10 protein-coding genes are annotated in these 10409 nt (G+C 73.6%); all 10 read right to left on the reverse strand.

Annotated elements, in window-relative coordinates; genetic code table 11:
- Positions 1-383, reverse strand: a 383-nt coding sequence (locus B5D80_RS31980; protein WP_158224285.1) for a phosphoadenosine phosphosulfate reductase domain-containing protein, incomplete at its 3' end; no start/stop codon positions are given.
- Positions 380-1246 carry a 3'(2'),5'-bisphosphate nucleotidase CysQ gene (locus B5D80_RS31985; RefSeq protein WP_088647658.1) on the reverse strand — a complete coding sequence of 289 codons (867 nt, stop codon included), beginning with the start codon at positions 1244-1246 and terminating at the stop codon, positions 380-382. The genes B5D80_RS31980 and B5D80_RS31985, both read right to left, overlap by 4 nt.
- Before the next feature lie 48 nt (positions 1247-1294).
- Positions 1295-2122 (reverse strand): ABC transporter permease, encoded by an 828-nt coding sequence (locus B5D80_RS31990; RefSeq protein ID WP_240762851.1) that lies wholly within the window; start codon positions 2120-2122, stop codon positions 1295-1297.
- Entirely contained in the window at positions 2119-3288 is a 1170-nt protein-coding gene (locus B5D80_RS31995; protein WP_088647659.1) for an ABC transporter ATP-binding protein, read from the reverse strand. Before B5D80_RS31995 ends, B5D80_RS31990 begins: the two co-directional genes overlap by 4 nt.
- Positions 3289-3342: 54 nt before the next feature.
- Positions 3343-4401, reverse strand: a complete 1059-nt coding sequence (locus B5D80_RS32000; RefSeq protein ID WP_169733136.1) for an extracellular catalytic domain type 1 short-chain-length polyhydroxyalkanoate depolymerase — start codon at positions 4399-4401, stop codon at positions 3343-3345.
- A gap of 148 nt (positions 4402-4549) precedes the next feature.
- Positions 4550-6379, reverse strand: a complete 1830-nt coding sequence (locus B5D80_RS32005) for a hypothetical protein (protein ID WP_245855112.1) — start codon at positions 6377-6379, stop codon at positions 4550-4552.
- Positions 6380-6467: 88 nt separating this feature from the next.
- Positions 6468-7430 carry a sulfotransferase domain-containing protein gene (locus B5D80_RS32010; protein ID WP_088647661.1) on the reverse strand — a complete coding sequence of 321 codons (963 nt, stop codon included), beginning with the start codon at positions 7428-7430 and terminating at the stop codon, positions 6468-6470.
- Between the two features lie 26 nt (positions 7431-7456).
- Positions 7457-8281: an alpha/beta fold hydrolase gene (locus tag B5D80_RS32015; protein ID WP_245855110.1), complete on the reverse strand. Its 825-nt coding sequence runs from the start codon at positions 8279-8281 to the stop codon at positions 7457-7459.
- A 2-nt stretch (positions 8282-8283) separates the two neighbouring features.
- On the reverse strand, positions 8284-8592 hold the full coding sequence (locus B5D80_RS32020) for an acyl carrier protein (RefSeq protein ID WP_088647663.1): 309 nt from the start codon (positions 8590-8592) through the stop codon (positions 8284-8286).
- A 59-nt stretch (positions 8593-8651) separates the two neighbouring features.
- The coding region (locus B5D80_RS32025; RefSeq protein ID WP_158224286.1) for a 4'-phosphopantetheinyl transferase superfamily protein at positions 8652-10409 on the reverse strand (1758 nt) is incomplete at its 5' end.

A 10409-nucleotide genomic window follows, 5' to 3' on the forward strand; every position in this document is an offset into this window, starting at 1 on the left:
TGCTTCTCCACCGCGTCCAACAACACAGGCGTCTGGATCCGGTTCCGCATCCCGTCACCCGACTCACGGACCAGGCCCCGGGTCAGCGCCTCCGGCACGCTCGCCACGATCAGGTGCAGGTTCAGCTCGGTCACCCGGCGGTCGCGGTAGTCGAGCACCTCCGGGAAGTTGTGCCCGGTGTCCACGTGCATCACCGGGAACGGGATGCCGGCCGGCGCGAACGCCTTCTGCGCCAGCCGCAACATCACGATCGAGTCCTTGCCACCGGAGAAGAGCAGCACCGGCCGCTCCATCTCGGCGACCACCTCACGCATCACGAAGATGCTCTCCGCCTCCAACTCGTCGAGCTGGGAGACCTGGTACGCAGCCGATCCGCTGCTCATCGCGGGTCCTTTCCGGGGTGGGGGACGGGGGAACCGGAGGTGACCGCCGTGCCGGCCAGTTGCCGCCGCAGCGCGGCGAGCAGCGGCACGGCCAGCTCGCCGCGACAGACCAGCAGGTCCGGCAGCCGGGGGTCCGCCTCGTTGTAGGTCAGCGCGGAACCGTCGATGCGGGAGGCGTGGAACCCGGCGGCGGTGGCCACCGCCACCGGCGCGGCGGAGTCCCACTCGTACTGGCCGCCCGCGTGGATGTAGGCGTCCACGTCACCGGTCACCACCGCCGCGATCTTCGCCCCCGCCGAACCCATCGGCACCAGCTCCGCGCCGACCTCCCCGGCCAGCGCGGCCAGGAACGCGGGGGGACGGCTGCGGCTGGCCGCCAGCCGGATCACCCCGTCGGACGGGGAGGGCGCGGCCGGCAGCGCGTCGGCGACGTCGGTGGTCAGCACCCGGCCCTGCGCCGGCAACGCGACCGCACCGGCGACCAGCCCGTGCGGGGTCGCCGCGTCGCGGGCCCAGAGCGCCACGTGCACCGCCCAGTCGGCACGCCCCTGCTCGGAGAACTCCCGGGTGCCGTCCAGCGGGTCGACGATCCACACCCGCTCGGCGGTCCGCCGGGACACCCCGTCGCCGGTGTCCACCAGCCGGGAACCCGCGTCCTCCTCGGAGAGCACCGCGTCGGCCGGCCGGCACCGGGCCAGCTCGGCCCGCAGCAGGTCGTGGGCGGCCCGGTCACCGGCGGCTTTCAACCCGGCGGGGTCGCCGTGGCCGAGGTCGGCGCGTACCCGCAGCAGCAGCTCACCGGCGTCGGCGGCGAGCCGGCGGGCGAGCGCCACGTCGGATTCGGCGATGGTGGGGTCAACCATGGCAACTCCTCGACCTGTCGGGTACGCGGGCGGTGGGGGTGCGGGTGGTCACTGGATCGCCCGGCGGGTGAAGCAGCGGACGCTGACCCAGGTCAGGACGACGGCCACCCCGGTCAGCACGGTCAGGCACACCCATGCCGGCAGGTGCGGCACGCCGGGCAGCAGCGCCCCGCGCACCCCCTCCGAGACGTACGTCATCGGGTTGAGCGCGGTGACCACCTGGTACCAGGGCACCGACGACAGCCGGGGCCACGGGTAGTGGATGCAGCCGGTCCAGATGATCGGGGTGAGGATCACCGAGAAGGTCACGTTGATCCGCTGCACCGGCAGGGTGGTGGCCAGGCTCATCCCGATCGCCCCGCCGATCCACGCTCCGAGCAGCGCCACCACGAACGCCAGCGGCAGCCCCGCTGGCCGCCACGGCGCGGAACCGACCATCAGCGCGCCGAGCGGATAGATCAGCACGGCCGCGAGCAGCCCCCGGATGGTGGCGATCACCAGCTTGCCGATCGCGACGTACCCGGTCGGCAGGGGTGCCATCAACCGGTCCTCGATCTCCATGGTGAAGCCGAACTCCTTCACCAGCGGCAGGGCGACGCTCTGCAACGCGGTGGTGAGGGCGGCCAGGGCGATGATGCCGGGCAGGAACACGTCGGCGAAACCGCGCCCGACGAGGCCCTGGCTGCCCAGCACGGTGTCGAAGACGAACAGCATGAACAGCGGCGTCAGCCCGACCTGGACCAGGATGACCCAGAGTTCCCGGCCGGTGACCATCAGGTCGCGGCGCAGCACCGCGGCGAACACCCGCCCGGTCCCGGGCCGGGAGGGTGGCGTGGCCGTCGGGCGCAGCGGGGTCGGGGTGTCGAGAGCGGTCACCTCGGTTGCCTTCCGGTGAGTTCGATGAAGACGTCCTCCAGGCTGGGTTCGCCGACGTCGACGGCGTTGACCGCCGCCGAGCGGGCGGTGAGCACGGTCACCGCCGGACCGAGCAGCGTGGCGGGATCGCCGGCCAGGTGCAGGCGGATGCGCAGCCGGCCGCGACCGCCGTTGCCGGCCGCCCCGCCGCCGCGCCCGAGCAGGCCCGCCCCGGCCAGGGCGGCCAGCCGGCCGGCGCCGGGCCGTCCACCACCGGCGGCGAGCGCGGCCAGCATCCCGGCGCCGCCCGCCCCGACCCCGGCCAGCCCGGCCGCACCGCCGCCCGGCCGCCCACCGGCCGGCACGGTCGGCGTCGCCACCCGCTCCGCCTTGCGTACGCCGGGCAGCTCGCCCAGGGCGGCGCAGAGCGCGTCCGGGTCGTCCCCGCCGGCCGGGGTGACCGTGAGGTCGAGCAGCGCGTCCCCGGCCAGGCCCCGGACCAGGGCGGTCGGGGTGTCCAGGGTGAGCAGCCGGCCGTGGTCGACGATGCCGACCCGGTCGACCACCCGGGCCGCCTCGTTCATCGCGTGGGTGGTCAGCACGATCGCCACCCCGCGCTCGCGGAGCTGCCGAAGCTGCCCCCAGATCAGCAGCCGGGTCTGCGGGTCGAGGGCGTTGGTCGGCTCGTCGAGGAAGAGCACCGCCGGCTCGTGGGTCAGCGCGCGGGCGATCATCAACCGCTGCGCCATCCCGCCCGAGTACGCCTCGATCCGCCGGTCGGCCCGCTCGGTGAGGCCGAACCGGTCCAGCAGCTCCGCCGCGCGGGCGTGCGCCTCCCGTCGCCGTACCCCGTGGTAGGTGGCGTGGTAGACGAGGTTCTGGCGGGGGGTCAGCGCCCGGTCCAGGTTGTTGTGCTGGGGCACCACGGCCAGGTGGGCGCGGGCGGCGGCCGGGTCCCGGCCGACGTCGACCCCGCAGACCACGGCCCGGCCCCCGGTGGCCCGCAACCGGGTGGTCAGGATGCCGACGGTGGTGGACTTGCCGGCCCCGTTCGGCCCGAACAGCCCGAAGATCTCGCCCGGCGCGACGGTGAACGACAGCCCGTCGACCGCGTTGGTGTCGGTGCGGGGGTAGCGCTTGACGAGGTCGTCGACCTCGACCACGGCCGGCCCGTCTCTGCTGGGCATCTCAACTCCTGTCCTGAAGGGGTGCGGGTGCCGACGGGGCCGGCGGCGGTGCCGTCAGCCGCCGGAGGGCTGGGGGTGCGCGGCGAAGAACCGCCAGATGGTGTCGGTGGCGTTCAGCGCGGTGGAGGGGGGATCGAGGTCGAGCAGCTTCTCCGCCCGGGGCGGGTTGGGTCGGCCGCCCGGCCACTGGTGTCCCGCGCCGGCGACGGTGATCAGCTCGACGGCGCGGCCCTGGGGGCAGCTCGCGGTGGACCTGGTGACCGGCCCGTCGGTGGTCACCTTCGGCGCGCCGCAGGAGTCGATGCTGCGCCACCGGGCGGCCAGCTCGGGGGTGGGCGGGCCGTCGATCTTCACCGGGTTACGTCCGGTGCCGCCGTTGTCCCGCCGGCCGGGCCCGCCGCCGTACGGCATGGTCTGGTCCTGCTGGCCGTGGATGTGCAGCACCGACACCGGTTTCGGGTCGGCGCACTGCCCGGTCAGCGTGCTCGCCACCGCGCCGATCGCGGCGAAGACCGTGGTGTCGCAGACCAGCTTGTACGCCAGCAGCCCGCCGTTGGAGATCCCGGTGACGTACCTGCGGGCCGGGTCGACAGGCAGTTCCCGGCCGACCGCGGCGACCAGTTCGGTGATGAACGCGACGTCGTCGACGCCGTCGCGGGCGGGCGCTCCGCAGCACTGTGGACCGACGGCCCAGGCCCGGTTCAGCCCGTCCGGGAACAGCACCAGGAACCCGTCCCGGTCGGCCTGGCCGGTCCAGCCGTACGCCTGCTCGGCCTGCTCGCCGGTGCCGGCCGCGCCGTGCAGCATCACCACCAGCGGGACCGGCTTGCCCAGGTCGGCCGAGGCCGGCCGGTAGAGCCGGTAGCTGCGTTCCCGCCCGTCCACGGTGAGGGTGCGCGTGGAGCTGCCGACGGGCGTGTCCGCCGCCGGCCGGGTGGCGCCGGACGGTGCGCCGGCCGCCGGACCGGTGGGGGAGTCGGCCTGGTCGCGGCGGGGACTGCAGCCGGCCGGGGCGGTCAGGGCGAGCAGCAGCGCGAGCGTTCCCGCGACCCGGGCCGTGGACCGGCCGGTGCGACGCCGCCCGACTTCAGGGCGAAAAACGGTAAAATGCATCATATCAATACTTTCGCCCGGGAATGTTCGAGCAACGTCAGGGACGCGCCAGGATTCGGCAAGGGGGACGCGGCACCGCCCGCGCCGGTACAGGGCCGGGGCCGCCGGCCCGGCGACGACACTGTCGCCGGGCCGACGTCCCGACAGCTCAGTAGCCCCGCAGCCGGATCAGCTCCCAACCACCCTCGGGGACGTCGTCCGTCGGGTCGGCCCGCAGGTTCATCGGGTTCGCCATGCCCAGGTAGAGGGTCGGGCCGTCGGCGACCATGTTGCGGATGCCGTAGTTCAGGTAGTTGCCCAACCCGGTGTTGTCCACGGTCGTCGCCGCCTTCGTCGGTGACGGGAAGGCGTACAGGTCACCGCCGTAGACCGCCTCCGGCAGGGCGCTCGCGCGCATCCCGGCCGCGTCCATCGGCGCGCGGGCCAGGTCGTCGGCCAGCGCCGGCGACAGACCCAGCTCGGCGGCGGTCTCCTTGCCCAGCTCCTTGGCCAGGTAGCTCCAGTCCATCGTGCCGACGTACAGCTTCCCGCCGGCCACCACCATCTTCCAGGTGTAGTTGTTGTACGGGTTGCCGAACCCGGGCGGCCCGAACTTCGGCGTCTGGTGCGTCGGCTGCAACGCCCACGCCCCGGCCCCACCGTTGGCCGCCGGGTCGTACGCGGGCAGCTCGGTCGCGCCGTACAGCAACTCGACCTTCTGGAAGTGAGAGCCGAAGTTGCGTCCCCGGTAGATGCTGATCGACCGCTGGGTGTTCTGGATGGTGGCCTGGGCCGCCGCGTCGTCCGCCGGCGGGTACGTCGTCATGTGCAGGGTGGTCGCCTTCATCGGCACGTGCATCGTGCCCCAGTAGAGGAACCCGCCGTAGGAGGCCAGTCCGCCCAGAGCGTAGGCGCGGGCGACCACCGGGTCCGGCTCGTAGGACGACACGTTCCACACCTGCTGCCAGCCGTCGGCGTCCTCCGGGTTCAGTCCCGGGGCACCCGACGCCAGCGGCGGGCTCATCCAGACCGCGGCGATGCTCGTGGTCGGCGCGGCGGAACCGGCGGTCGGCCCGGCCAGCTCGGCGTCCGAACCCGGCCAGGTGGTGACGAACAGCCGCCCCTGGTGGACGGTGAGGTCGGCGGCCTGCGCCGGCAGGTTCGCCACCACCGTGAACGCGAACGGGTCGGACTTGCTCCCCGTCCACCGCAGCACGTTGCCGCGCTCACCGCCGTTGGCCCCGACGCCCACCCCGGCGTACAGCGCGTCACCGGCCACCGTGAAGTGCCTGATGTTGCCGTACATCGGGAAGTTGCGGGAACCCAGGAACGCGCCGGTGTCGGTGTCGAAGGCGAACAGGTTGACGCTGGTGCCCAGCGCCGGGCCGCCCAGCAGGGCCACCCCGTTGAAGTTGCCGGCCGCCCGGATGCCCGCGGTGGTCTGCAACCGGTTCGCGTCCTCGGTGGAGGCCGCCTTCACCAGGTCGGTCTTCTCGGTCAGCCGGTTGGCGCGGGTGTCGTAGGTGTACAGCCGCGGCTGCCGGTGGTCACCGAGGATCGGCGGGAGCTGCGGGTTGCGCTTGGCCACCTGGCTCTCGCCGTACTCGCAGACCCAGTCGTCGTTGACCGTCGGCGTGGTGTTGCGCAACGCCCGCCCGCTGGTCAGACAGTTGACGTTCGCTCCGGTACCGAACCACAGCGTCTTGCCGACCCGGGTCATCCCCCACAGGTACGCCTGGTTGACCTTGGCCTGGCCGGTGGCGCACGGCGGGCCGGCCGGATACGGCAGGCCGATCCCGGCGAAGCACTCGTCCGGCTGGGCCTTGGCCAGCAGTTGCGGGCTGGCCTGCTGCGCGCCGGCCACGCTGGCCGCGCTGCCGGGGTCGGCGGCGTCGAGTGGCGCACCGAGCGCCGCCGAGGGTACCGCCAACACCGACCCGAGCCCGAGTACGGCGACGGCGGTCGACAACCGCCGTGCGGAGAACCGGAGTGGATTCACCAACAGTCTCTCTTTCGAAGGAAGGCGGACACCCGCCCCCGGGCCCGGCGGACCGGGCCCGGGGCGGGCAGGGACACACAGGGGCCGCTCAGACGGCGGCCGGCAACTTCCGGGCGGCCGGGGCGACGACCCGCGACGCCGTCCGCTCGGCCCACCCGGACGGGTCGGGGAAGTCCAGGAACCGGCCGAGGCCGGTCAGCTCGGCCACCGGGTCGGCGACCAGGTCCTCGTAGGACATCCGCAGCAGGTGATCCGGGGGCACGTCACGCAGCGCCTGGTCGGCCTGGCTGCTCATGAACGCGCACAACCCGAGGTAGCGGCGCAGGTCCGCACCCCGCTCGCGCAGCGCGTCGGGGGTCAGCCGGTCCGGCAGGTACGGCTTGAGGTCCTCCGGCACCGCCTGGTCGTCCTCGATCCGGAACGGGTCCAGGCCGCACTTGCCGAGGAACTCCACCCGCAGTTGCAGGAGCTGGAACGACGAGTGCCGGCTCATCGACCGGGCGGTGTCCTCCCAGCTGCGGGTCAGGTAGACGAACTTGCAGTCCGGAAAGCCCCGCAGCAGGTAGGGCGCCACGTGGCTGGAGCCGCCCGACCGCTCCACCCACCGGGTCTTGCCGGTCAGCACGGCGAGCAGGTCCAGGAAGTCGCGGTGGTGCTGGGTCACGGCCTGGTCGGGGAACTGCGGCACCCGCTCGGCGAGCTGGTCGAACAGCGCGTCCGGATCGGTGGTGAGCTTCGACAGGGTGATCGCCAGGATCCGGGGCAGCTCGGTCAGCCGGTCGGCCCAGCGGCCCGTCGCCGGGTAGCGGACCTCCTTCGGCGGCAGGCCGATCCGGAACAGGGTGGCCAGCTCCGCCTTGGGACTGGACAACACCTCCCAGTACTCGGCACCACTGATCACCTCGGCGCTGCGGGCCCACGGCGCCACCGACATGAAGAACTCCTGGGCCGACAGCGTGCCCGGCTCCTCGTGGATCAGGTCGGACAACAGCGTGGAACCGCACCGGCCGTTGCTGATGATGATCGACCGGCCGGTGATCGGGGTGTCCATCGGAAGACCTCCTGGATGTCGCGTCGTCATGCGGTGGTGGATTGGGTCACGTCGAGCGAGCAGGACTCGGCGAGCCAGGCGAAGACCAGCCGGCGGACCTCCTGCGGCCGGTCGATCAGCACCGTGTGCCGCTGGTCGGGCAGCACCTCGACCCGGGTCTGCGGCAGCAGGGCGCGGACCTCCGGGGCCAGCTCCACCACCGCCGAGTCGCCGCCGTAGAGGCAGAGCACCGGGCAGCCGATCGCGGCCAACGCCTCGGCGGGCGGCAGCGGACTCGCCGGCAGTTCCTGCTCCAGCGTGGTGTCGGAGAGCATCCGCTGCGTCTCGGCGGCGCGTTGCGCGGCGACCCGACCCCGCCGCACCCCGATCTCGGTCACCGCCCCCTCGCGGGGCAGCCGGGCGGCGACGCGGGCGAGCCGCTCGCGGACCCGACGCATCCACTCCGGGATCGGCGGCGCCGACTCGACAGTCACGATGCCGGCCACCCGCTCCGGGTGCCGGGCGGCGTACCCGAAGGCGATGGTGCCGCCGAACGAGTTGCCCAGCAACAGCAGCGGGCCGGTGACGTCCAGGGCGGCCAGCAGCGCCGCCAGGTCGTCGACGAAGTCGTCCAGGGCGTACCCGGTGGCGGGACGGTCGCTGCGCCCGTGACCGCGCAGGTCGTACAGGACGGTCGGGAAACCGGCCCGGGACAGCGGCTCGGCCAGGGTGAAGTACCAGCTCGCCATGGTGTCCGACGCCATACCGTGGATCAGCACGGCGGTCGGCGTCGGCCCGGTCCGGCCGTCGACGGCCGGACCGGGGGGATCGAGCCGCTGCGTGTGCAGGGTGATCCCGTTCGCCCGGACCATGGTCACCGGCTGCCCGCCCCGACCTCGTCGGCCTGCGCCAGCGACTCGGCGATGTGGTTCACGAGCTGCCCGACCTTGAGTTCCCGGACGGTGTCCAGATCCAGCTTGGCGACGAAGTGGGCGAAGTTGACCGTGTCGCCGTAACGGGTCTGGAGCCGGCCGGCGAGCGCGATGACGTCGATGCTCTCCATGCCCAGGTCCTCGGAGAACGTGGTGTCCATGGTGACCACCTGGTCGTCCGCGAAGTCGCCCAGCACGGCGTCGATCATCTCGGTGAGGTCGGCGAGGATGGTGTCCTGGGCCGAGGCCATGGGCGTTGCTCCTTCTGCTGATCGGATGGGTTGGGCGGTGCTGCGTGCCGGGTGCCGGCTCACGGCCGGGACACCCCGGGCGGGGTGGCGGGTGCCGGCTCCGGCCCCCAGGTCCAGGCGACGACGTACCGGCGTGGCGGCAGGTCCTCGGGGTTGGCGACGTCCCGGTGGCCGACCCGGTACGCCCGACCGCCGATCTCGACGGTCAGCCCCGAGTCGGTGGCCGAGTAGACCCGGAACCGGCGCGGTGAGCCGTCCAGCCCGGTGCCCTCGGCCTTGGCGACCGCCTCCTTGGCGGCCCAGAACCGGGTGAACCACAGCCGTCGGGCCTCGACGTTCCCGCCGGCCAGCGAGGCCAGCAGGGTCAACTCGGCCGGGGTGAGGGCGAAGGTGAGGGTGCTCTCCGGGTGGTCGGTGACCTCCGCGACGTCGATGCCCACCCCGGGGCCGCCGGCCGGCGCGTCGGACGCCCGACGCCGGGCGATCGCCACCCCGATCTCCGCGCAGTGCGCCAGGGAGACGTCGCAGTCGCCGAGCCCCCGACCGGGCCGTCCGCGCACCCACGGCCGGCCGTCCGGGTCGTTGCCGACGGTCAGCTCGATCGGGTAGATGTCGGTGTGGCCGTCCTCCCACAGCCGGGCCCGTACCGCGTCCTTGGCGGCGATCCGGCCCAGCATCCACTGCTTGCGGGTCTTGGCCGGCTGCCGCTCGTAGTCGGCGTAGGCGGCCCCGCCGAGGATGCCCCGGGCGGCCATGCCCCGGGTGACCAGGTCGGTCCAGCAGTCGAACGCCATCGTCCAGCCCTCGGGCTGCAACAGCGACATCGGATGCCGCTCGGGGAACCGCTCCGCCACCCGGGCCTGCGGGTGGCTGTCGAACCGGCGGTCCACCGCGCCCTCGATCTCCGACCACACCCGCCCCTGGTAGCTGAGCTGGGTGTCGGCGACGAGTTTCCCGTCGTCGATGGCCCGGACCCGGGCGACGCACTCGAACGCCCGGCCGGCCGGCGGCGGCGGCCCGTAGAACCGCACCTGACCGAGCCCCACCGGCAGCGCGACCGTGCGGAACGGCTGGGTGGTGATCAGCCAGTTGCCGATGAGCTGGAGGGCGTTGTCCAGCAGCGCCCCCGGCGGCACCGGCGCGGTGACGATGCCCCGCACGTGCATGTCGCCGAGCGCGTGCACCTCGGTCACGCCCTGGAACTGCGGCCCGTGGAACATCAGCCGTTCCGCGTACATCTCGGCGGCGCCGAGGGTCGGCGGGCGTTCGGTGGCCGGGTCGTGGGTCCAGACCGGAGGCGGCGTCGGGTACGCCGTGCCGACCTCGATCGTCGCGCGGGCGTACCCGGCGAAGGCGACCGCGTACCGGTTCTCCCCGGCGGTGCGGACCACGATCTCCACGTCGGTGGCCGGTTCGGCGATCAGCCACCTGTTGAACTTCGCGTCGTGCACCGCCACCACCGGGACGCCGGGCACGAGCTGCTCCACCGCCTCCATCATGTGGGCGACCAGGGCGGTCGCCGGCACCACCGGCCACCGGTCCTCCGGGTCCGGCCAGTCGTCGGGCTGCACGAAGAAGCAGTGGTCCAGCAGGTACGGCATGGTGTCCAGGGAGATCCGCCTGGTGATCCGGCCGACCTCCGTGCCGGCCGCGCCGGTCGGGCGGACCGCCGCGGGTGGCGTCGCCGCCGGGGCGACGGTCGGCCTCGCCAGCGGCGCGGTGGGAGCGACCGTCCTGGCGGGAGCGGCCGGTGCGACGGGGGCGGCCGGCGCGGCGGGCCGGGTCGGGGCCGCGGTGCCGTTGCCGGCGGTGGCCGT

The organism is Micromonospora wenchangensis (genome assembly GCF_002210435.1).
Classification (GTDB): domain Bacteria; phylum Actinomycetota; class Actinomycetes; order Mycobacteriales; family Micromonosporaceae; genus Micromonospora; species Micromonospora wenchangensis.